The sequence below is a fragment of the Streptomyces sp. NBC_00576 genome, assembly GCF_036345175.1.
In the GTDB taxonomy this organism is placed as follows: domain Bacteria; phylum Actinomycetota; class Actinomycetes; order Streptomycetales; family Streptomycetaceae; genus Streptomyces.
In genome coordinates this window covers 4,440,200-4,462,762 of record NZ_CP107780.1, presented here as the reverse complement: position 1 = coordinate 4,462,762, position 22,563 = coordinate 4,440,200, and the positions used below count along the sequence as shown (strand labels likewise).

Here is a 22,563-nt window from a genome sequence, read left to right as displayed (position 1 = left end):
TGGCGACTCTAGGACGATCACCTGTGACTGATCATCCCACCCCTCCGCTATGTGCCCCCGAACTCGGTTGTACCTCCATCGGTACACGTCGTACAGTGTGAGTCAACGCTGGTCTCTCTGGCTGTATTCCGGACCCCCAGCACCGCTGTGCACTTCTGTTCGCCATGTCCTGTGGATCCGGAAAGGACCGCCTGATGAGCGAAACCGCACGACTGCACGCCTTCCCCCGCTCCCTGCCCGATGAGGCGACACAGGGGATCGCAGATGCCCGACTGCTGCCGGACGAGGAGTTCCGGGAAGCCTGGTCGAGCATCGCAATGCCCACTGACATGAAGGAGCGGATGCTCCGCGGCGCGGTGTCCAGCATCCGCCTGCGCCAGGCCGTCCCCTTCGATGCCGTGCCGCTGCACGGCATCACCCTGCTCACGGGTGCCCCGGGGGTCGGCAAGACCACCGTCGCCCGCGGACTCGCAGACAAGATCGCCCGCACCCTCGGCTCACCCATCCCCTGGATGTTCCTCGAGATCGACCCCCACGCTCTGGCCAGCGCCTCCCTCGGCCGTAGCCAGCGCAGCGTGGAGACCCTGTTCGGCACCGTCATCGAGGAGATGGCGATCGCCGGGCCCCTGGTGGTGCTGGTCGACGAGGTCGAGACCCTCCTGACCGACCGCGCGGCCCTGTCCATGGACGCCAACCCCATCGACGTACATCGCGCCGTGGACGCGGCCCTCGTCGGACTCGACCGGCTCGCCCGCCGCCACACGGAGGTCTTCGTCCTCGCCACCAGCAACTTTCCCGATGCGATCGACCCGGCTCTTGCCTCCCGTGCGGACAACGTCATCCGGGTGCCGCTCCCCGACCGTACGGCCCGGCGCTGGATCCTGGAGCACACCGTCAGAGCGATCGCCCGCGCATTCCCCGGAGCCCAGGCGCTGACCGCGGACGAGGCCCTCGACGCAGCCGCCGAGCGCGGCGAGGGCCTGGACGGCCGGCGTCTGCGCAAGGCGGTCGCCGCCGCGTGCGCTTACCGGCCGGAGACCAAGGGCGACCCCAACGGTGTGACCGTCCAGGACCTCCTGGCTGCCCTCGACCACGCCCGGGAGACGGCATGAGTGTCATCGCACGCCGCATCGCCTCGGTGCCCCACCGCACCTCGTCCCAGACCTGGCAGGCGATCGTCGACCTTCTCGCCCCGGATACAGGCCCCGCCCGTACCGCCCTGCTCGCGGTTGCCGGACCGGGCTCCGTGACCATCGCCGAGGAGTACACCAGCAACTCCGCCATCGTGGTCCTGCCCGCAACGGGCCCGCGCATCAGGATCCGCACGGTGCACGGCGGTGACACCCTAGACGCCGCGCAGAGCGAGACGCCTCTGTCGTCACGCCCTCTGGAGCAGCCCGGCTGGCACTTGTCACTGCCCTGCGCCGAGGACGACCTCGACGAACTGCGCGCGGCCCTGGCCGGACACCCGCAGATCAGCGTCCGCGCCCTCGACGACGACGTACCTGACGACACCCAGGCTCACGCGCGCGCGTCCCGGATCGTCATCAACACCGACGAGTTGGAGCTGTCGTGAGCACTGCCGTCCACGTTAATACCCATGCGCACGCCGTCACCCATGTGTCGACCGGGCTCATCAGAGGCCTCCGGCGGATCGTCAAGGAGAGCGGGCTCGACCCGGCCAAGATGACCAACCAGTGGCCGATCCTGGAGAGCGGGGTCGAGGCCTGGCTCACCTCCCGGCACCTGCGTTCCCTGGTGCTGGAGATCCACGACCCGAGCCGCCGCTACGGTGACGACCTCGTCGGGCGCTTCGACTTCACCATCGACTACGGCTACTACCCGGATGCCGACGGCGAGTTGTGGCTCGACCCGGACACCGTCTACTACGCCGTCCGCAAGGCCGGTGCCGTTCCCTCCAGGTGCGACTACCGCATCGTCGCCGACAACAAGCCCGGTCGTCCGGACGTCGCCGGATGGTCCACGACCAGCCTGCGGTCCACGGCCGGATTCACCCGCCACGAGGTCGGCACCGCCATCGGCGGCGGCAGTCTCGGCACCGGACTCTCCTACTACGCCCGGACAGGATCATGATGAACGTCAATGAGGCCTTCGAGAAGTTCCGCAGCAACCTGGAGATCACATCGACGGAGTCCGCCCAGGCCAGCAACCGTCAGCAGCGCATGCGCGAGCAACTCGACGACAGCACCCTCGACATCGCCGACACCTTCCTCACCGGCGCCTACCGGCGGGCGACCAAGACCAAGCCGCTGGCGGACGTCGACATCATGGTCGTGCTTAACGACAGGGCCTACCTCGGCAAGCACCCGCACGAGGTCCTCGAAGCCGTACGCGCGATCCTGGCACCGATCTACGGCGAGGACCGGGTGTGCTGCGACCGGCGAGCGGTACGCGTTGACTTCGGCGTGAAACTGGTCGACGACCTCACCGGCGACGTGGTTTCCTTCGACGTCGTGCCCGCCTTCATCGAGGACGACCACTACCTGATCCCCGACGACGTGCTCGCCGAGTGGATCTCCACCAACCCAAAGATCCATGCGGACCTCGCGACCCAGGCGAACAAGGACTTCTCCGAGCAGTGGAAGCCCCTCGTCAAGATGGTCAAGACGTGGAACCGCGAGCACGGCCACCCCATCGAGGCATCGTTCCTCATCGAGGTCATGGCCCTGGAGCTGATCAAGGGTGACTGGGTCGGGCCCTACCCCAGGGAACTGCGCCAGTTCTTCGCCACCGCCGTCAACGCCATCACGGAGCGGTGGCCGGACCCGGCCCACCTGGGCCCGGATGTCTCCGACATGTTCGTCGGCCAGCCCGAGAAGCTCCAGGCCGCCCAGACAGCGCTGCGAGCCGCAGAAGCCGCGTGCACGGAGGCGCTCCGACTCGAACGCGCGGGCCGCACCGGCGATGCGCTGGCGACGTGGCAGCTCCTCTTCGGCCCCCTCTTCACCAAGTCATGACCACCGGCCAGCAGCCTCCCGTGCCCCCCGGCACCTCCAGCCGGATCAAGGAACGCCAGGACCAGCCGGAGCACCTCAACAGGCTGCTGGCGTACTCCCACCTGTACCGGGCGGCGATGTGGTGGCGCCGCATCAGAACCTGGGGCAACGTCCTCCTCGCCCTGACCGCGCCCCTCTTCGCGATCTTCTTCCCCGCGAGCGCGGGCACCCGCGGGGCCATCGCCGCTGCATGGCTGGTGCTCGGACGGACCGTGCTCTCCGGCCTGGAGCAGAGTGCCACCCTGCGCGCCGTGAACATCCAGGAGCTGTACGACACCAAGCTTTTTCACCTGCGCTGGAACCAAGCCCTGGTAGGCCGCCAACCTGTCCCCGACGACGTCTCCTCAGCTGCCCGTCGCATACCCGACCCCGCTCCCTATCTCGCCTGGTACAGCGTCGACCTGGGTGACACCCCTTGGCCCGGCGACGTCTTGTTGTGCCAGCGGCAGAGTGCGGTCTGGAGCCGACGGGATCACCACGCGTACGGCACCTTCCTGACGATCGTCGGAGGCACATGGACTCTCGCGGTCATCATCTTCGCGCTCGTACGCGACATGACGCTTCTCGACTTCCTCGTGGCGCTCTTCCTGCCCAGCGCAGCAGCGCTGCTCGACACCATCGAACTCGCTCGTAGCCATTGGCAGCAGTCCACCAAACGCCGTCAGGTCGAGGACGACATTCACGATGTGTGGGACAAGTACCAGGCCAGTCCCGGCGACATCCCCGTCGAAGAGTGCCGACGCCTCCAGGACGCCACCTATCTCCTGCGACGCGACGGCCCGCCCGTGCCCAACTGGTTCTACAAGCTGCGCCGGCCCGAAGCCGCCGCCGTCACGAACGAGGGCACCACAACCTTGCGCTCGTCATCAAACCCCAGTTGAACCCGCCGTTTCGTCGCCCTCGCCCTCTTCGCCGTCTTTCACCGCGGGCTCTTCCACCGCTTCGTTGTGAGGAATCCGAGGCGTACCATCGGCTTTTCGCAGTCGGCACTCCGCGATCGCGAGCTCGTCCTCGAGATCCGCCAGTGTCTGCTCGCCAATCAGCACAGCAACGCGACAACCATCATCGACAAGACGCACTCGGTCCCCGGAAACGGACACGCGCCGAACCAGGTCACTCAAACCAGAAGGCAGCGCTGAAATCGGCAGGGTATCGCTCGAAGCCAGCGGCACCTGCCCGGATGCGCATTGATGAAACAGCAGATTGAGCACACAATCCCGGCGTGCTGAGTTGCTTGAGCGATCACGTGCCAAGGCCTCCGAGACTGCGTCGCTGAGAAAATCCTCCGCACTCTTCCCTGTCGCTCTTGCCAACGTGCGGATCCGCCTTCTGTCCTCCGGAGTGAAAGGAATGCTCATGCGCAGCATTCCGTCCGGCCCGGGAAACAGGGTGCAGAGAACATCGATGGGAAGAGTCTCCTCAAGCCTGCGCCATACCTTTTTGATCGCCTGATTCATGCTCTTCGCCGATACGAGGACGGCGATGCGCTTACCGTCAGAAGACGAGGCCATCGGCATCCCGCCAGCTCGTTTTGCGGATTGCAGCTCAACACCGCTGACAGTTCGAGTCAGAATGATCTCGATGGCATGCAGGGACATCAATCCTCCAGGCGAAAGAAAGATTTACCGAGTCTTCTGGGCGGCTCAGTGGAGAGAAATCATGCCGTCAGGAATCCAGCCCTCTACGTAGCCCGACACCAAAAGGGCTACACCCTCTGGTGAGATCTCACGGTGGCGGTCCTTGAGCTCGCTGATCCCCCATCTGGCATGTTTTGTGGAAGTCCGCTGAATCGAGTCGGACTCCTCGGAGTCGATTCTTACAAGCAGGACGTGCGCAACCGTCGGGTGCTCGTGTTCCCAGCACTCGGAATCCTGCGTTTTGCGAACCCCGTAGACGGTTCCGTACTTGGGATTGTGGATCTGGAACTTATCGGCCAGGAATTGTGTGGCCGCGTCACGGAAATCGGCCTCGGGGTCGAGTAGTACCCGGGGGACCGTCCAGCCGCTGCAGCAGGTGCCGCACAGCATGAGGCGGTCCTCGTCGTCCACGAGGAGTAGGTAGGCGCAGCGGTCGAAGTGTGGCTGTGGGAGGTGTGAGTCAGGCACGGAGTAAGGCTGCACAGTGAGCTACTCAAGTAGCAACTTGAAGGCCGTCCGATGGGTGAGTGGCTGACCCGTGTCAGATGTGCGATGTGTGCCGACGCCGTGCCTGATCGGTCCGCCCGGGCTGCACAGGTGGCAGCGAATCAGGGCCTGCCCTGTCGAGTGCGACACGTGCCGTGAGCTGCAAGAACGCAAGAGGGACGTTTGAGATTCGCGCTACGGCGTTTTAGGGCTCTGCAGGGGATGGGGTCTGACCTGCGGCGATGGAATTTCCCACACATCCCACGAAGGCGGGGGCTTGTGGGAAACCTTGTCGATAAGTCCAGGAGATGCATTCTCGGCAAGGACACAAACCCGCTGGTCAGGAGTGGTGCCACGTCCCCTGCGTTGTTGCTCGTGCAGACAACATGGCGTACCAACTACTGACCAAGGACAGGGTAGCGGATGCGGACGGGTGCGGGTTGAGGGGATCGGGTCTGATGACCCCGGTGACGGATGCAGATGCTTCTGACCTGCTCGTTCTCTCGTTGACGAAGAGTCGGCAGCCGACGTTCAGAGGGTTGGAGGGGAACGCGGTTGGACCGTTCTGTCCCCTGCGTTGCTTTGTGGGTGGGCTTGGTGCTGCCACGGGGCGACCTGGCGTGAGGCCATCCCTGCGGGGCATGGGGCGGCGGTAGTGCCGAGAGTGCACATGGGTCTGTGGCCCGCCCGGTTGCGGGCGGCCGGTAGATCCGCTGCAGGCGATCCGGGCGGGGCGTCTGATGGTCTTGTGGGAACCTGGGCGGGCCGGACTCTTTCAGGGACTACATGCGCTTCAAAAGCGGCTGGACGGCGTTCGGTTCGCCCTGTGGTGAGCGGAGAAACATGTCCATGCAGGGATGCGTGGCTGCTGCGATGGCGTTGACTCGCGGCACCGCCGGTTCTTCGAGACCGCAGTCCGCGGAACCAGCTGTGCCTATCCACCCGGATTGCTCACAGGTTCAACGAGGAACACCGGGACCTGCCCGATGCGGGGAGCGCTTCTCGTTCATTCTCCTGAGTTCGCCGACGCGCTAAAAGGGCGCGAGGGAACCCTGGACATGCCGTACCGCCTGCGGCGCGGACCCTCGGACGTTGTGGTGTTCTCCCCTTGATTGACAACCCCGAATGGAATGCGGACGCGCGGAGTCATCTGGGACGTTCCTCTGAGATGCATTTCCTGGTCTTCGAAGAGTGCGCTTGAAGCAATTCTGATGACCGGCCGGTTTTCGAGGCTATAAGGTGGCACGGTGGCATCTCTTTTGTGTTGGAATGGTTTACTGGCCCCTTCGGTTGCGGAAATTGTATCCATTGGCGGGGCCCAGTCGGCCGCCAGTGTTTATGGATTCCGGAGGGTTCCGCCTTGCGGGGCGCGGCTTCCAAAGCACAGTCAGTGGCTGACCTGTACCGACCGCAGCCCAAGGGAATGTCAGCAGGGGTGAGAAGGGTTTCTTCGTCACCCCGTTATTCGACGTCGACCCCGTAGGCGCGGGCGAGGCCGTCGAGCCCGTCTGCCCAGCCCTGGCCGAGTGCTCGAAGTTTCCACACCGGATGGCCGTCGGCGCTGTGCCGGTAGAGCTCGACGATGACCATGGCTCGGATGGAGGGGTCGGCGGGAGGCATGAATGTCCAGGCGGTGCCGCCCGAGTAGTCCAGGTCCAGGGCTGCGTGAGTGAGGGATCCGCAGGTCAGGCCGGCGTCGACATCCATGTTGATCGCGACGGCCACCCGCCGAACCCGGTCGGGAAGGGCGGACAGATGGACTGTGGCGCGTTCGACCGTGTGCGTTCCCTCCTGCTGTTTGCCGAGGAGACGTGCGCTACCGCCGGCGGCGGAGGGCTGGTTGTAGAAGACGAAGTCCTCGTCATCGGCGACTCGGCCGTCATCCCCGACCAGGAACAAGGTGAGGTCGGCGTCGGCTCCGGCGAAGCTGAAAGAGGCGCGAAGTCCCAGCCAGGCTTCCTCGGGCAGGACGAGGGTCTGACCCGGGACGAGCGCCGCAGACGCGGCCGGAGGCACAACGGGCGCGGGATGTGGCCGAGCGGGAGTCTGCTGCTTCCACTCGGCGAACGGTCTGATCCGGTATGGCTCGTCGACCGTGGCCGGGTTACCGGGAGGCGTGTTGGTGCCGAGGGCGATGTCCAGGTCGGCAAGGGAGGGTTCGTCGGATTCGGGATCGTCCTGGGCGCCGTCCAGCAGGTCTTGGAGGCCTGATACGCGGGCGGCGTCCAGCGGCTTGAGCGTGCTCGAGAGGTTGCCGGAGGAGGTGGTCGTTACGGAGCAGGCGGTGTCCTGCCCGATGTCCAGGAAGCGCAGGGCGTCCTCTGGCTTCCGCCAGGGCGTTGACTCGATCGCATGCCGTGTCCAGCGGCCGTACACGACGAAACCGAGTCGCTGGGTGTCGGGCAGACGAGTGATGACGGCCAGGTCGATGGCCTCGATGCCGGGCGCGGTTGCGAAGCCCTCTTTGAGGGTGGCGACGATGTTGGAGCCCATGGCTGTCAGCCACCACAAGATCCGGTCGCGTTTGGTGAGGTTCTTCAGGGTCGGACGCCCGCTGGGTGTCAGGCCGGCGGTTTGGGTGGGCATTGTGTCGAGGTCCTGTTGTCGCATTACGACAGAGAGGACCGGGCCTTCCACGCCTACCGCGCAGCCGGCTGCCGGGTTGTCGGAGAAGGCGGTGTTCACTGCCTCGCAGACGGTGGCCTCGTCGTTGGAGAGCAGCGCGTCCCACCACTGCTCGACTTCGGTGGCCATCTGTTCCCGGACTGCGTGAAGACGTGCTGTCTCCGCGGCCAGGTAGGCGGGGGCGTCCTGTTGTGCGCGCTGTTTGGCAGCAGCCCGCTCGGTACGTGCCAGTCGGCCCACTCCTTGAAGGTGAAAGGCCTGGGCCTCGGCGAGAGCCCACGGCAGGCCGAGCTGTGGAGTTCCTGGGATCGGAGGCGGTTGTGCGGAGGCGAAGGACTGCAGGTGGACGCTGGTCATCTGCCGCCTCAGGTCTTGCAGCTGAGCGATGGCGGCATCACGCTCTGCCTCTTGTTGAGCTCGCTCCGCCTGGCGGCGCGCCCGCTCCAACTGGGCGACCGAGGGGGCGACCGACCGGGTCTGCGCGGTACGACGATGAGTGCTGGTCCGTCGGCGATTGCCGCTGAGGGAACTCGACGCGTAGAAGGGGCCGAGTCCCGTCGATACCCTCGCGCCGCCGCTGCCCACACTCAGCCTCGCCGCACGTGGACCGACGGAGGTCCGCACACCGCGTGTGGAGACCCGCACACTCAGCCCAGGCACACCGACACGGAAACCGAATCCCATGGCCACCCCTCTCTCCGGGGGCACAGTGTGGCACTGGCAGACGTTTCGGGAGTATGTACGAGCCTCATCCGCCTCTGGGAAGTTCGTCATCTGCGGTCGGGAGGTAGTGGCCGTACGCGGCTCAGAGGGCGAATTCTGTCCAAAGCCGGGACGGTCGGGCAGCAGGCGTCTAGCGTTTCCCTCTTGGCGATCAAGGGGGCGAGGATGCAGACGGCGTCGTTGCGTAAAGGGGAGAACACCGGGCTGATGACGGCGCCGGTGGTGCTGTCGGTGTCGGTTCAGGGCTTGGCCGCGGATGTCTCGGCGCTGTTGCTCGGAGCTGACGGCAGGGTTCGGAGTGACGACGACCTGGTCTTCTACAACCACCCTGCCCAAGACGGCGTTTCAATCGCCGGCTCGGCAGTCACGGCCGATCTTGTGCGCGCGCCGGCCGACGTGGACCGAATGGTTGTCGTGGTGAGCGCTGATCCGCTGCAGCCAGGTGCGGTCTTCACCCGGGGTCACCGAGGAGATGGCGCGCTTCCGGTGCAACACGACCGGCGTGGCCAAGCAGGTCCGACGGGGACCTGGTAGATCTTCAGCCTGATCAAGGCGCGCGCCGCTCCTCAGGTGAGAGAAGGGCGAGGTCTGCACTTCCCGTCGTCGTGAGCTGAGACCTGGAAAGCCGTTGCGCCGGGCGACGCCTCTCGGAGTGCCCACCCCTGTGGCGCTGTCGCAGTTCCGAGGAGCAGACCTGGCGTCCCAAGCCAGGCATTTGCGCAGCGCACTGCTGAGGGGTTGAGTTTCGTCGAGGGCGGCCCGCGCCCTGCCGCAGCAGGTCAGTAGGTGTGGATTCCGCAATGGCTGATCGTAACGACGGCTATTGACGATGGGAGCGGCAGCCGATAATCCCAGACAACCGGGATGGAGTGTTGTGAACCGCCCCTTTTTGCTTGGGGCATGGAGCTTACGATCGCCTGGGGGACGCAGAAGGCAGGGGGAGGGAGCGCGGTGAAACGCGAGCGGGCCACCACATTGGTGACGGAGATGCTGCAGCGTCTTCATGAGGGTGCCGGTTGGCCGCTGGAGTTGGTCGACGCCGTGTACTTGTTCGGCTCGTACGCGCGTGGCGCCCTGGAACCGCACGACGTGGATATTGCGGTGGACTTCCACCGCGACGAGCAGATGGACGCGCGTCTCGTCTCCTACCTGGTCTCCTCCGCACGGGATCCTCGGATCGATCTGCGCCAGGCGCTGATCGGGCGTCGTCGCGGCATCCAGTTCCAATGGGAGGCGTCCGAGCGGCAGCAGTTGGAGCGCGAAGGCGTTGCCATGCTTCTCCTGTGGCGCCGGGGGGACACGCTGGAGCAGGCACTCGCCGTGCTGCACGGCATCAAGGAGGACTCCAACGCCGGGCGGGCGCCGCGCGACGACATGATCGAGGAGTTCGAAGGCCTTGACCGGTACATCCCTCGGCCGATCCGTCACGACCTGGTCCAATGGCGGGACGCCGGACAGGTCACGATCTCCCGTCTCACCCTCCCCGACGCCGACGTCATGCCCCCAGGGCGCGAGACGGTGATGGCCATTGACGGTCGCTGGAACCTCGACAGCCCGCTGCGCCGAACCGCGCTTTCCGCGCTGGAGCATGCGCGGAGTCTGGGGGCGGCGATCGAGGACATCGAACTCGCCGGCGAAATGCTGTCCACCTCTACGCGGAGCTCAGGCCGGCCCAACGAGCCACGATGGTGGATCAACTGGCAGTGGCGCCGCTACCGGGCCATCCCCCGCTGTCTTGCCGAGGGCGATGGCTGGCTCGAGATCCCTCACCCGACCCGAGTCGGCCCGCTCGATGCCCTTCTGTTCGTTCCGGGTCTGCAGTGACCCGGGGCGGGACCTTTCGACATGCTGAGCACGCACACCGACATTCTTTGATGGAGAACCGCTCGTGACCGGCCAACACTCCGACCCTGTGCTGTCCTCTGAATTTCTCCTCACGGCGATGGCCGACCGCGGCCCGGACGACCCCGTGGTGCGGCTGGCGGCGCGGCAGGTCCGCTCGGACCAGCCCCGATACGACCGCTCCGTCCTCGCTGAGGCTCTTCTGTCGGGCCCTCATGCCGAGGATGCGCCCGCGTGGCTTCTGGAGGCGGCCGTGGCGGCGGATCTGGACGCCGAGACGGAACCGTCCCACTTCGACCGTCGGCCGATCCTGGTCCCGCTCGCGCTCGGGCACCCGTCATGTCCGGCGTCCCTGCGGGACCAGACACTGAAGCGGTGCACCGCTGAGCAGTTGGCCCAGTTCGGGAGCTCACGCGTCGCGGAGCGGCTCGCCGATGCGATTGCCGACGAGGTGCGTGCCCGCGGCGGTACGCCGCCGCCCATGACTCCCCAACTGCTGGAGGAACCCACCCCGGCCCACATCATGTTCCGGCAAGGCCCGCTGCACGACCTGGTGTTCGTGGCAGCTCGCGACACGCTTCCCACGGCCCCCGACTTCGGCGAGCCGGGCGAGGGAGAGGACGTCACGGAGAGGCTGGAGCGGCACAGCCGGGCGTACGAAGCCTGGGAGCGCATGTGGCGCCAAATACTCAATCAACATCTGGACCGTCACCGGGCGTTCGTGGACTGGGCCAGGGGCACCGATGCCGAGCGGACAATCGGCGACGAGTTGCTCGGCAGCCTGCCCTGGACGGTCGAGCCGGAACTGCTGACCGAGCTTGCCGAGGCCGACCTCAGACGTTTCCCCTACGAGCTCCTGCTGGCCCAGGCCTCCCGTATGCGCCGTGATGGAACGGACAAGCAGCAGGTCCTGGATCACTTCGCCGCGGAACTGCTCGCCCTCACGGACGAGGAGCAGACCCGCTTCCGTCGTCTCCTGGGCCGTGAGAGCACCACGCTGCTCGACATGGGGTGCGAGGCGCCCGTCACCTGGGTGCAGCACACCGCATCCGGAACCTGGCGTCACCTCCTCAACCCGGCGCAGGCCAAGGACGGATACCGATCGGTCGCCTGGCGGGCCTCCGCCACCACGCTCGCCGACCTCGCGGCGAGGTTCGCCGAGACGGCCGTCCGTGCCCTTCCCTTCTGGGAAGCCGAAGACCGGTACTCGGTCATCAACGCGGACAAGGTGGCCTGGGTACGCGACATGTTGCTCCACCTTCCGACGGTCACCGAGGACGTCAAGGCCGGGGTCCGCCCGATCGCCCGGCATGCGCGTAAACGGTTGGACCTTCGTCATCCCGGCCTTCAGGTGCGTTACGACCAGCGCCGCGAGATCGAGGAGATCCTCGACACCATCGAGCGCGTCCTTGCCGACCCGCCGTCGTCTGTCGGCGCGGATCGCCGCCGAAGCGCACTCGGTGCCCCGGGCGAGGTGACCGTGCGCGAACTGGCTGGCGTCCAGGTACAGGCACTGACCGAGTACCTGGACCGGCACCCCAGTGACGATTCCCTTGTCGAGAAGGCTCTCCTCGCCTGCGCCGCGAGCGGGCATCGATCCGACGACGACTTCGAGGAGGTACTGCGTCGGCACGGTTCCCCGGACACGGTGCTTCTCCGTCTCACCGAGGGCCTGCGCGGGAATCTCGGTGGTGGCCCGTCGTGGCGCGAGGCCTGGACTCGCCTGGTCCTGGCCAGGCCGGACATCAGGCTGGAACTGGTACGTGCCCTGCCGGCTTGGCCAGCGTTGCGCGCCCGTGGCGGCCGTCACGCGCGCGCACATCCGGCAGTGGTCTCCGCGGTACGCGAGGCCCTGGGCGCAGATCAGGGCGCGTGGGACCGATTCGCGACCTGCCCAGCCACCTACTCCGGGCCGACAGCCTGGCTGCGCCTGGGCGATCTGCTGGATGCTGCTATCACGGGAGCACCTTGGCCCAAGCCACCGGGCAGCCGATGAGCGGTCCGCGAGGGCTGAAGACACGGTTCCTGGCAGCAGGTGGGACTGCCGACGCGGTCCGGAACGCACCCTGGCCTCGGCTGACGGCTTGATGCGTTCGATGACGGAGAGGCAGTGGGCCTGTGACAGTTCCAAGGAGCTGTGTTTTCTTCTCCCGTGCATGGCAGTGCCGCCCCGCGGCACTGCCTATGGGGCGGCACAGGACTTTGCGCTGCCATGTGTATCCAGCTGCAGTGAGTCAGCCGCCGTCAACGTAGGCACGGGCGGCGACCATGACGTCCTTGAAGCGCCCGTCGGCGATCACCGTTAGAGGGGCTTCGTCCTCGAGCTGCGGGTTCATCCCGATCATCCAAGCACGCGCGGTGTAGAGGCTCTCGGCATCCTGGATGAGCTGGAAGACCTGCAGGGCCGCGCGGAGACGGTCTTCGGCTTCCTGGCGCGGCGCCGAATCACCGGAAGCCCACTTACCGACCTGTCGGGGATCGCTGATGTTGGTGATTCGAGCGGTCAGGCGCTGGCCGAGGTTGTCCTGCAGGAAACGGGCGATGTCCGCGATGGACATGCGCACGGTGGTGACGTGGGCTCGCTCGGCGCTTGCCGTGCTCTTGGCGGTTGCAGGATTGTCGGCTGTGGTGGCCATGGCATTTCCTCCCTCGTGCTTCTGACTGCACGCCTGGCCGGTGGACGGCCGGTCGCGTGTCAGGCAACGGGTGCAGGACTTGGCTGCGGACAACTCGGCCTGCTGCATGTCCGATGGACTGCAGATGAAGGCTCGACGCCGCTAGCTGTCTGTGACGCTTCTGATGGGTGGCTCCGTGGGGAAGCGTGACCTCTACGGACCCTGACGGCGCTAGACGCCTGTGGTCAGCATCGCTGCATGCCGGTCTCGGAGACAGATCCGGTGCGGGGCTGACTGAGGGGGTGCAGGCTGTGCAAGAGCTTGGTGCGACGCCAGTTGCTCAGATGGCTGGCCTGCGGAGCGCCGTCAGGAGGTATCAGCGCGATCGCAGGTGTGGCGATGGCGGCTGCTGGTAAGTGGCGGCTGGCTGTGTTCACGGTCTCTCCCCAATGGTTCATGAGTTAAGGCTACCCAGAATCCACCTCTAACTCCACCGTTTTTGCGCTAACTTCTGCTGCCTGATGATTCGTCAAGATCGGTTTGCTGGGCCGACATTGAATCACTGACATGCGGTTTTGACCCGCCCAGAGGTCTGACGGTGTCAGGTGGCGACTGGGGTTTTCCTTCGTTCGGGTTACGGGATTGGTGGAGGTTTCAAGGCGGGTATGACCAGGAAATGGTGGGTGTGATGCCGCTGCGTCAGCGGATGGTGAGTCCGTACTCCTCGGCGACTCTGCGCAGCCCCTCGGTCTCCGGCCAGATGGGCTGGCTCTCCACTTCCTCCAGGTCGACATCGTTGAAGATGGCCCAGCACTGACGCATCCCGAAGCGGGAGCGGTAGGCGATCCCGTGGACCAGCCGGCCCTGTTGCGGGTCGCGCTGGGCGATCGCCCAGGCGGCGATCTGGCGTGTCACCCTGCGGTTCGTGCCCTGGATGTGTTCGGGGGTCAAGTCGGTGATGTCGAACCGCTCCAACTCTTCCTTGAGCTCTTCCGACAGTGTGCGCAGGGTCTGCTCGTCGTCGACGTCCAAGAACTGTGCTTCCTTGGCCGGCTGTAATCGCACGAGCGTGTGGCGGGTGCGCCAGTCCTGGGGAAGGTGGCCGGGATTCATGAAGTAGGGCTCGTTCCAGTCGTCCCCGATGAATTCACGCAGTTCGGGATCTACGCGGAAAGGTTCCAGTGCCTCGGCGAAGCACCCGTCAAGGTCGGATGCGCAGTACAGGGTGCCGTAGCTCACCAGGCTCCACCGGTTGCCCCCCGAGCGGCTGTCGTCTTCCCGGCTGATCTTGTCGTACTTGCGCGGGTTCTTCGCCTTTCCCAGGCGCCAGACCCCGCGCTCCGGTGCCGGTATGAGACTCACCTTTAACGGTGTGCCCTCGCTCATGGGCCGCTCCTCACTCGGGTACTCACTTGCGCGTGTCGGTTCTCAGATCGAGTTTGCCGCTTGCCGCGTGTGTGGCAGGGGCGGGCGTGCTTCGCTGCGCTCGGAGGGCGAGGCTCCGTCTTCAGGACATCCGCCTCTCACGCACTCGCGGGTGCCCAGGCGTCTGAACGCGGCAGAACGATCATTTTCTGCCGCTGGGAAGGTAAGAACAGCCGATCCTGCCGATCCCATGAGGGGCGCACGAAGGATTTGAGGGGGCGCACGGCCTATCTCGTAGGTGATAGGTCCTCCAGGTCCAGCTCGAGAACGGCGACCCCGGCCTCTCCCGCCATGGTGAGGACGACACTGCTGGTCGATTGGCCGGAGAGATGCGCGGACAGCGTATGCACAGGACTTCCCGTGGCCAGCTGCAGAACACAGCGCGATGTCGCCGCTTCCCAGAATCGGATCGTGCCGTCCCGGGAGGAGCTGGCGACGTAGGGGCGAGGAACATCGGCGAATGTCGTCCAGGTGGTGATGGCCTCGACGGCATCGGTGTGTCCTTGGAGCGGCTCGCCGATGGGCGCGAGGGCAGCAAGATCCCACAGGCGCACAGTGCCGTCGTCTCCACCGCTGGCGAGGAAAGGAGGCAATCGCGAGAGGCCCGCGTTGATGGCCACGGCATTGACGAAGCCCTGCCGACAGTAGAAAACATGCCTGGGCGTACCGCCTGTGGTGTCCCACAGGCGCACTGCCCCATCAGTGCTGCCAGAGGCGAACCAGTCCGCGCCGACTCCGTCGGACGCCGCGGCCACCGTTCGAACGGTGTAGGGGTGCCGCCACAGTTGTAGCGGTTGTCCGCTGTCCAGGTCCCACCACCGGACTGTGAAGTCGTCGCCGCTGATGGCCAACCGTCGTCCACCGCAGGCCACGGTCGAGGCAAGGGTGCGTACCGGCTGGGAGTGCCCCTTGAGAAGGATGTCGGCAGCAGTGCCGCGCACGGGGTCCCAGGACCTGATGCTGTGGTCGGGTGCCGCCCAGAGGAGCAAGCGCCGGCCCTGGTTCTCCGGTGCCCAGGTGAGGGTGGGCGGGGGGCGCTCCGGGTCGCTGCCGAACGGGCCGGTGGCCGTGCCGCTGAGAGTGTCCCAGACCTGGGTCTGTGCGGTGGCGTAGCTGACGGCCAGGTGCGGGGCGGCAGCGGAGTCCGGGGTGATTGCCGCGGCCACCGCGGCGGGGGCTGTGGCGGTGCCCGAAATCGCGTGGTGGATGGCGCGGGTGTCCCACAGTCGGACGGTGTTGTCCCGGGCTGTGGAGGCGAGTCGATCGGTGCCGTCGGCAGAGATGGTGCGCAGGGCGGTCACGGTGTCCGTGTGCCCCGTGAGCTGACCGGTCCGCCGTTCGGCGCCGATGTCCCACAGAGCGATCGGTGGTCCCGAGGCTGCTGAGGCGAGCAGGTCCAAGCCGTCGATGTGCAGTGCCGCCAGGGCGGTGACGGGCTCTCCCTCCCCGGGGAAGATGGCTTGGGAGCCTGAGGCCGTGTCCCACAGAGTGATGGAACCGTCGCTGTGGCCGGTGGCGAACCGGCCGGGCACTGTCGTGTCGGTCAGGGACCTGACCGGAGCGCCGACAGGGTACTCATGCAGTAGCCGGTGATCTGCGATGTCCCAGATATTCAGTGTGTGGCCGACGCCGACCAGCACCTGCCGACCGCCGGGGCCGTCGGCGAGGGCCAGTGCGAATGCGGCCTGCTCCAACGGGTGGGCGTTCATGTCGGCCAGGTGGTGTTCCTCCGAGTGCTCGCGCCACAGTTTCACCGTGCCGTGTCCGTCGACCGCTGCCACGGTCAACGCCCCTGCGTCGTCGCGGTATCCGGTGACAGCGGAGGTCCAGGTGTGTCCACCGAACGCCCTGTGGTCGAGCAGTGTTGCTCGGACCGTGTCCCAGACGCGTACCGTGCCGTCGGTGCTGCCCGAGACAAGCGCTCCACCACCGGTGGAGTGCGGCACGAAGAACAGGCACCGCACATCACCATCGTGTGCGGGCATCCGATCGCCGACAGGTGCACCGGTGGTCGTGTCGATGAATTCGATGCTGCCCGACACATTGCCCAGGGCCAGAAGCGCGGCACCACCGGGGCCCTCGGCCGTGGTCAGCGACAGACTGCGGCGGCTGAGAGTCGCGAGCACGTTGGATGGGGGCGCCCATCGTGACCAGCGGACACACAGCCGGGAGCCCGCGAATTCTGCGGCCTCCTGAGGGAGGAGCTGGCGAGGGACGCCGGGAAAACGCAAAGCGGTGTAGGCCAGGTGCAGGCTAGAGCATCGGGAGGAAAGATCCGCATCCTGGAGGTAGGGCTCGACAGCAGCCCATGCAGTGAGCCACGCCCGGTCCGCGTGATGGGCGTGCGGCAGGTTGAGAAGCCCTCGGACACCGTCGCCGGTGATCCACGGCAGCAGGTCGGGCGGCACATGACTGTCATCCAGTTCGCCGCCGAGCGCGGCATGGTGAGCCAGATATCGGCTCAGATAGGGATGCGGCACGGTCACCGCATCAGGCCTGACCAAACGCGCCAGTGCGGCCGCGATGCGCGCATGAGTCTGCTGCTCACCGGCATGGGGATCTCTCTGCTGGTCATCCAGATTCATCCAAGGCCCTCCTCGTCTCCTGCGGCGGCAGCGGCCACCGGCGCAGCATGACTCCGAGTTGCTCGTGGGCGGGCCGGTACACGACATGGTCATCCTCGACGTCATGCGTGAGATATCCGGCGAGTCGGCCCACTAGAAGGCGCCGGATCTTCTCGTCGGCGTGATCGAGGCGGTTCTGCAGCAGCTCTGAGGCCACGGCCGGCCATACCTGGGCCCAGGGAATCCCCCGGCCCAGTCCGAAAGCGGTGGCGCGCAGCAGCGCGAGTGCCTCCTCCTTGTTCAGGCCGTCATCGGTGACCTGGTCGAGGTCCTGCTCGAACAGGCCCACCGTGCCTCGGTCGAGCTGTGAGAGCCACAGTGGGTCGCTGAGCAGCGTGGCTCCGTCGCGGCGGCGTAATTGTTCGGCGGCCAGACGCGCGTCGAGGAAGGACCGACCCACATGACGCGCCACACAGTCCGCTGCCGAGGCCACCACCGTCGGGTCGGTGCCCCAGACCGCGCCGGCCAACAGAGCGGCCGAGTAGGCAGCGATGTCCGCCTGCACCCCCTCACCATCCGTACGTACTACCTGCGCTGCCGGAAAGACGATCAGCAGTTCCTGCAACAGCCCTCGCAGTCCGGTGGCGACGGCTGCTTCCGGAGTACCCGGGCTGGTGCTGCGGACTCCGAGCAGAAGACGCAGTCCCGGGCGAGCGGGCGGCGATACGGCCGACATGAAGCCGACACCCTGCGGGGGGACGGAGATGCTGCCTGCGCTGCCGGGCACGCCGGCGCAGGCGGCGAGAGGCACGAGAACATCGCGAATGCAGGCGACCGCGTCGGGGGATTCGTCGAGGCCGTCGACGACCACAGTGACCGTGTCTTCCTGACGGGTCGTGAAGAAAGTCCGCAACCCTTCCTGCCATTGCCGCACTGCGTCTGTCGCCGGTTGCGCGCGGTCCTGCTCACAGCCCAGGCGGGTGCCGATGGCTTCGATCAGGCTCAACGGCCCGCGGTTGCGGGCGGACACTGCGACTTGGATGGACCCCTCGTCCGGAACGCTGTCCGCAGGTGCCTTGCTCACGGCCTCCGCGTAGCGCGGTGACGCTCGGAAGGCGGAATCGCTGAGGGTCACCGTCCGGGCCAGTACCGCGGACTTTCCACTGGCTGCGGTGCCCGTCACGATGAGGACGCCCGAAGGACCTCTGACGAAGCTCGTCAGCCGGCGGTTGAGTTCCTGGCGGCCGGAGAAGTACCAGCCGGGATCATCCTTGCTGGCGCGGCCGCTGGCGCGGTCCAGCCAGTACTCCAGTTCCTCGGGCGTGGCCGCGACCTCCTCCCTGGCTCGGGTGACCACCTGCGGCTTGGGCTGGTAGCCGGGGTTGGGCAGCGTAGGGACAGGGGCGCCGAGCTTGCCCTGGAGGACCGTTCGTGGGCCGGCCAGCGAGAGATCCCGCTCTTCGTTGAGTCGTTCGGTGGCCTGTTCCAGGGCCTGGATGAATTCGGAGATCGACAGGTGAGGGCGGGCGATACCGGCCGCGTCCTGCAGCCACTCGTAGGCCCTGCGCAGGACGACGGCGAACTCGCGGCCCAGTACCGGGAAACGGGTCGACGTTGTCGCCACGACGTTCAATGTCCTCTCCGCGGTCCCTGGCCGGGCAAGGTCGCGGGCGAGAGCCTTCAGCTCCACGTCGATGCCTTCCGCCTCACATGCGTTGACGATCACCAGCACATGGCGGGCGCGAGAGTCGAGAGCGGCGATGACGACCTCGTTCGTCGGCATGCCCGTCGCCAGCAGCCGATCGGTGTCAGTGCCTGGCAGGAGCAGAAAGTGTCTGGTGGATGTGCCGACAGCGCCGTGTGACGTGATGTACAGAACCAGCGCCTCGTCTTCTGTCGCCTCCCGAATGCCGGAGGCGTGCAGAAAGCGCTCCACATCATGACGTTCTTGCGGCGCACGCAGAACGGTCTGTACAAATCCGTTCCCCGGTGCCGGCGCGGCTTGCCACCACGCAGTCACGACCGACAGTTGTTCCTCGATGGCTTTGGCGAACTCGGGATCCCCGTCTTCCACGGTCACGATGACCAGTGAGCCGGAGTGCGCCACCCGCGCATCCTCTTCATCCTTTGACGAGTTGGCCTGCCCGGCTAAGCCAATCTCCCCGTGCTCCCCCTGCATGTTCTCTATTGTTCACAGCCATGAACCATCATGGGCCAGAACATGCGAAATCCGCAGCCGGCGCATCGGCTGTGGTCGCCGACCTCACCCAGGACGCCGTCGTCATCGTCCCGGGCATCATGGGCAGCGAGCTGTACGACACCGTCACGCAGAAGACCATCTGGGGCTTATCTGGCGTTTCATGGCTCCTGAAGGCATGGACCCGGTCCAAGGGCCTTGAGCCACTGCGCCTGACTCCGGAGGAGTTGGAAGGCAAGACCAACCGGATCAAGGCCACTCAGCTGATGCGCCACTCGTCCTGGACTCCCTACCTCCAGGGGTTCGAGCCTTACACCGACCTGATCAAGGCTGTCCGCGGTTGCGTCGCCGATTCGGCCGCCGTCTTGGAGTTCGCCTACGACTGGCGTCTGCCTGTCAGCGTTAACGGTCGCCTTTTGGCTGAGGCCGCACGCCGCCACCTGACTGCCTGGCGGCTGCATCCCGCCCACGATGCAGCCCGCCGCAACCGTGTCGACGAGCGACCCGCACGCCTCGTTTTCGTCGCCCACTCCATGGGAGGTCTCGTTACCCGCGCCGCCCTTGATGCCACGCACGACAGTGACTTGGCCGACGACACCCGCGCCGTCCTCACCCTTGGCACACCCTTCTACGGTGCGGTGAAAGCAACCGCGATCCTCAACACCGGGCGCGGCACCCCGGTCCCGCTCCCGCATCGGCAACTGCAGTCCATCTCGGCCACCATGCCCGGCCTCCATGACCTTCTGCCGCAGTACGCCTGCCTCGTCGACGGAAACAATGTCCGTCGCCTTACCCCCAGTGATGTGACAAGCATCGGCGGTACTGCCGAACTCGCCCAGGCAGCAGCTGACTTCCACGGAAAACAGGTCCACGTCATGCTGCCCGGGCACTGGGCCGTTGCCGGCACCAACCAGGCCACCATGCAAAGTCTCACGATCCGTGATGGCGTCGTCCAACCGCATCACCACGGAGCTCGCCAGCACAGAAGTGGCGACTTCATCCGCGACCCGCGCGGCGACCTGAAATTCTTCGACGTGATGGGTGACGGCACCGTCTACAAAGATTCCGCAGCCGTAGGACCCGCTGTCACACCACTTCCGCTCCACCACGGCGCCGTTGCCTCAGATCGCATCGCGCTCAAGGCCGTCGCGGAGATATTGAGGGACGACGAACACCTCGGGCCGCCCCAGGGCGCACCCGGCTGTGGACTGGAGGTCCCCGATCTTGTGGATGTCGGAGCCCCTTGGACCATCGCGCTCAGTGGCGTAGATTCCTTGGCCGGTCTCCGATGCGAAGTAGCTGACGTCGAGGGCCGGAACTCGCAGGCCCTCAAACTGGGCTGGGGCGACGGATACATCAAGGCCAGGACCATTGTGAGCGCTCCGGGTCTGTATCGCGTCATCGCCCGCACCATCGACGGACACACCATCACTCAACTTGTACTGGCCAGTGAACCCGGCACTATGCAGGAAGTGGATTAAGAGCGGGAGGCCCGCCACCGGGGTGCCTCGTCATCGGGCTCGTCCGGGCTTGCAAAGTGGAAGGGCACGCTGAAACGTCCGGCCAGAGCAGTGCCAGTTCTCACGGCTTCTTGTGACTCTGGCCAGGGCGGTACCTGTCCGTTGAAGATGCGGAGATCCGAGCCATGGCGGATCATCGCGAGCTCGACCTCGCCCTGCGGGGCGTCCAGGACAGCGACGAGCACCACGAACCAGCCGTCCGTGTCCCCGTCCCATATGGCTTCGACCGCAGCCGGCTGCCCGGGCAGCTGGCCGATGCGAGTGGCCAGCCTCTCCACATCCCTCGGGGGATCGGGTTGCCGGACGATTCGGTCAGCCAGGGCCTGATAGCGAGCCATCACCACGCGCTGGCAGTCGTGCAGGCCAGGATGCGGAGCCTGGGCGCCATCCTGTAGAACCTGAACCGCTTCCAGCGTCACCCGGATCGCCTGCAGCCGACGGTCACTCAGGACGAGAGCGTCGACTTGCTCACGTACCGGTGCCGGCAACGCATCCCACCACCATGTCTCCACAACGGCATTACAGCCGACCGAGTAGTGCCCGACTCCACTGGGGGCGGGGCCTGCGCCTGCTTGCGCAGCTTGTACGCCGACAGTTGCCGGTCGAAACCTCATGTGGTTGCGATGTTCTTGATGGCGCCGACGTGACCGTCGTCTACTGCCGCCCAGGGGAAGCGTTGAGGGCGCGATGGAGGGTTCAAACCGACGAGAGTATGAACCGCTTCAAGTGGCTGCGCGTCACTCGCAAGAAGAACCACCGGCGTGATCCCAGAACGCGCCTTGACCTGCAGCGATTCTCTGAGCGTTTCCGAATCGGCGGGTCTGCGTTCTGGAGCCATTTCCTGGCCCCCCGCTGACCTGCGGCGATGGAGTTTTCTACAAGCCCCACGAAGGCGGGGGCCTGTGGAAAACCTTGTCGAAAATCCAGGAAGTGGATCTTCGGTGAGGATCACAAGCCCGCTGGTCAGATGTGGTGCGACGTCCCTCCGCAGTGTCACTTGAGCAGACAGCGCGACGTACCAACGACCGACCAGGGACAGCGTAGCGGATGTGCGCCAGCGAGTGTCCTCTGTATAGGGGCAGCAAGGCGGGACGGCGAGCCGGACTACCTCTGACCTGCCGTTTCTGTGGCTTGCGGCGAATGATTGGTGGACGTCGCGGTACGCCGCCGCTGCCACTGGCCGGCGGCGAGCATGCCGAAGTTCGGGCCGACCAAGTGGCGGCACCGTCTGCGATGGCCGCCTCCACCACCGTCCCGATCCACGACCATCCCGGTCGACCACCGTCCCGCGCCGGTCCGCTCCGGGTGGAGCGGACCGCCCCTACTGACCTCTTCGGGGTGTTGCCGGGGGGACGTGCGCTGATCCCTTCGGTAGGCCGGTGCTATGCGGTACGCGGTACACGCAGGGTGGCGGACCAGCCGCGGGCCGGCTCAGTCGGTGGTGGCGGTGGGCTGGTCCCAGCCTTCCCAGTGCAGGAGGCGGCCGGTCCCGGCCTTGGCCTCGACACCGTGGTCGGTCATCTCGAATTCGCCGAAGGCCAGGACGTACAGGGCCGGATCACCGGGCGCGAATCCGACGTCGATCGGCCGGTGCAGGTCGGGCTCGGACGGCAGGCCACGGATGGACCAGTCGTCCGGGTCGGCCATCAGCAGGTGTCGGCCGAGTTTCGGTCGGCCCGGTGGCAGTGTCATCGGGGCCTCGTCACGAGCAGCGTGATCACCAGCTGTCCGGCGAGCGGGGAACCCGGCGGGGCGACGGCGAACTTGGTCGCCGCGACGTGTGCCTCGAAGTCCAGCATGGCTTGCTCCGGGGGCGGAAGCTGGTCATGGTTGGCGAGCAGGAACGTCGGCTGGGGCCCACGCTGAGGCTTGAACTTGGGGTCGGTCACCGGGATCCCGCCGATGAAGTCCG

Annotated in this window: 19 protein-coding genes; 10 read left to right on the top strand and 9 right to left on the bottom strand. The window is 66.2% G+C overall.

All coding sequences use genetic code 11. From position 1 onward, the window contains the following. The first annotated feature begins 194 nt into the window (after positions 1-194). From OG734_RS18965 to OG734_RS18945, 5 genes are read left to right on the top strand one after another with little or no spacing between them, the layout of a single operon-like run. Positions 195-1,112 carry an AAA family ATPase gene (locus OG734_RS18965; RefSeq protein WP_330288701.1) on the top strand — a complete coding sequence of 306 codons (918 nt, stop codon included), beginning with the start codon at positions 195-197 and terminating at the stop codon, positions 1,110-1,112. Continuing rightward, on the top strand, positions 1,109-1,576 hold the full coding sequence (locus OG734_RS18960; protein ID WP_330288700.1) for a hypothetical protein: 468 nt from the start codon (positions 1,109-1,111) through the stop codon (positions 1,574-1,576). Before OG734_RS18965 ends, OG734_RS18960 begins: the two co-directional genes overlap by 4 nt. Then, a complete protein-coding gene (locus OG734_RS18955; RefSeq protein ID WP_330288699.1) occupies positions 1,573-2,094 on the top strand; it encodes a hypothetical protein in 522 nt (173 codons plus the stop codon). Before OG734_RS18960 ends, OG734_RS18955 begins: the two co-directional genes overlap by 4 nt. Then, a complete protein-coding gene (locus tag OG734_RS18950; RefSeq protein WP_330288698.1) occupies positions 2,091-2,978 on the top strand; it encodes a CBASS oligonucleotide cyclase in 888 nt (295 codons plus the stop codon). Before OG734_RS18955 ends, OG734_RS18950 begins: the two co-directional genes overlap by 4 nt. Beyond that, on the top strand, positions 2,975-3,898 hold the full coding sequence (locus tag OG734_RS18945; RefSeq protein ID WP_330288697.1) for an S-4TM family putative pore-forming effector: 924 nt from the start codon (positions 2,975-2,977) through the stop codon (positions 3,896-3,898). Before OG734_RS18950 ends, OG734_RS18945 begins: the two co-directional genes overlap by 4 nt. On the opposite strand, the gene OG734_RS18940 is transcribed toward OG734_RS18945, so the two are convergent. The 3 genes from OG734_RS18940 to OG734_RS18930 all read right to left on the bottom strand — a co-directional run bounded on the left by OG734_RS18940 (position 3,884) and on the right by OG734_RS18930 (position 8,005). Then, positions 3,884-4,615, bottom strand: a complete 732-nt coding sequence (locus OG734_RS18940; RefSeq protein WP_330288696.1) for a hypothetical protein — start codon at positions 4,613-4,615, stop codon at positions 3,884-3,886. The genes OG734_RS18945 and OG734_RS18940 overlap by 15 nt on opposite strands. A gap of 45 nt (positions 4,616-4,660) precedes the next feature. After that, positions 4,661-5,122, bottom strand: coding sequence for a hypothetical protein (locus tag OG734_RS18935; protein ID WP_330288695.1), 462 nt, complete (start codon positions 5,120-5,122; stop codon positions 4,661-4,663). 1,479 nt (positions 5,123-6,601) lie between these two features. Next, entirely contained in the window at positions 6,602-8,005 is a 1,404-nt protein-coding gene (locus tag OG734_RS18930) for a TerD family protein (protein WP_330288694.1), read from the bottom strand. Positions 8,006-8,632: 627 nt separating this feature from the next. On the opposite strand from OG734_RS18930, the gene OG734_RS18925 reads away from it, so the two are divergent. The 3 genes from OG734_RS18925 (at position 8,633) to OG734_RS18915 (ending at position 12,326) form a co-directional block, all read left to right on the top strand. Then, positions 8,633-9,022: a TerD family protein gene (locus OG734_RS18925; RefSeq protein ID WP_330288693.1), complete on the top strand. Its 390-nt coding sequence runs from the start codon at positions 8,633-8,635 to the stop codon at positions 9,020-9,022. Between the two features lie 366 nt (positions 9,023-9,388). Further along, positions 9,389-10,312, top strand: coding sequence for a nucleotidyltransferase domain-containing protein (locus tag OG734_RS18920; protein WP_330288692.1), 924 nt, complete (start codon positions 9,389-9,391; stop codon positions 10,310-10,312). A 64-nt stretch (positions 10,313-10,376) separates the two neighbouring features. Then, on the top strand, positions 10,377-12,326 hold the full coding sequence (locus OG734_RS18915; RefSeq protein ID WP_330288691.1) for a hypothetical protein: 1,950 nt from the start codon (positions 10,377-10,379) through the stop codon (positions 12,324-12,326). A gap of 238 nt (positions 12,327-12,564) precedes the next feature. On the opposite strand, the gene OG734_RS18910 is transcribed toward OG734_RS18915, so the two are convergent. The 4 genes from OG734_RS18910 to OG734_RS18895 all read right to left on the bottom strand — a co-directional run bounded on the left by OG734_RS18910 (position 12,565) and on the right by OG734_RS18895 (position 19,113). Continuing rightward, complete coding sequence (locus OG734_RS18910; protein ID WP_330288690.1) at positions 12,565-12,966, bottom strand: XRE family transcriptional regulator; 402 nt, start codon at positions 12,964-12,966, stop codon at positions 12,565-12,567. Between the two features lie 678 nt (positions 12,967-13,644). Continuing rightward, positions 13,645-14,331, bottom strand: a complete 687-nt coding sequence (locus tag OG734_RS18905) for an RES family NAD+ phosphorylase (RefSeq protein WP_330288689.1) — start codon at positions 14,329-14,331, stop codon at positions 13,645-13,647. A 266-nt stretch (positions 14,332-14,597) separates the two neighbouring features. Further along, entirely contained in the window at positions 14,598-16,955 is a 2,358-nt protein-coding gene (locus OG734_RS18900; protein ID WP_330288688.1) for a WD40 repeat domain-containing protein, read from the bottom strand. Beyond that, positions 16,942-19,113: a hypothetical protein gene (locus tag OG734_RS18895; RefSeq protein ID WP_330288687.1), complete on the bottom strand. Its 2,172-nt coding sequence runs from the start codon at positions 19,111-19,113 to the stop codon at positions 16,942-16,944. Before OG734_RS18895 ends, OG734_RS18900 begins: the two co-directional genes overlap by 14 nt. 20 nt (positions 19,114-19,133) lie before the next feature. Between OG734_RS18895 and OG734_RS18890 the strand changes: the two genes are divergently transcribed. Then, positions 19,134-20,612: an esterase/lipase family protein gene (locus OG734_RS18890; protein ID WP_330288686.1), complete on the top strand. Its 1,479-nt coding sequence runs from the start codon at positions 19,134-19,136 to the stop codon at positions 20,610-20,612. Positions 20,613-20,776: 164 nt separating this feature from the next. Continuing rightward, positions 20,777-21,046: a hypothetical protein gene (locus tag OG734_RS18885; RefSeq protein WP_330288685.1), complete on the top strand. Its 270-nt coding sequence runs from the start codon at positions 20,777-20,779 to the stop codon at positions 21,044-21,046. 1,036 nt (positions 21,047-22,082) lie between these two features. Here OG734_RS18885 and OG734_RS18880 read toward each other — a convergent pair. Both OG734_RS18880 and OG734_RS18875 read right to left on the bottom strand, forming a co-directional pair. Beyond that, complete coding sequence (locus OG734_RS18880; protein ID WP_330288684.1) at positions 22,083-22,343, bottom strand: hypothetical protein; 261 nt, start codon at positions 22,341-22,343, stop codon at positions 22,083-22,085. Further along, positions 22,340-22,540 carry a hypothetical protein gene (locus OG734_RS18875; RefSeq protein ID WP_330288683.1) on the bottom strand — a complete coding sequence of 67 codons (201 nt, stop codon included), beginning with the start codon at positions 22,538-22,540 and terminating at the stop codon, positions 22,340-22,342. Before OG734_RS18875 ends, OG734_RS18880 begins: the two co-directional genes overlap by 4 nt. Positions 22,541-22,563: the final 23 nt, after the last annotated feature.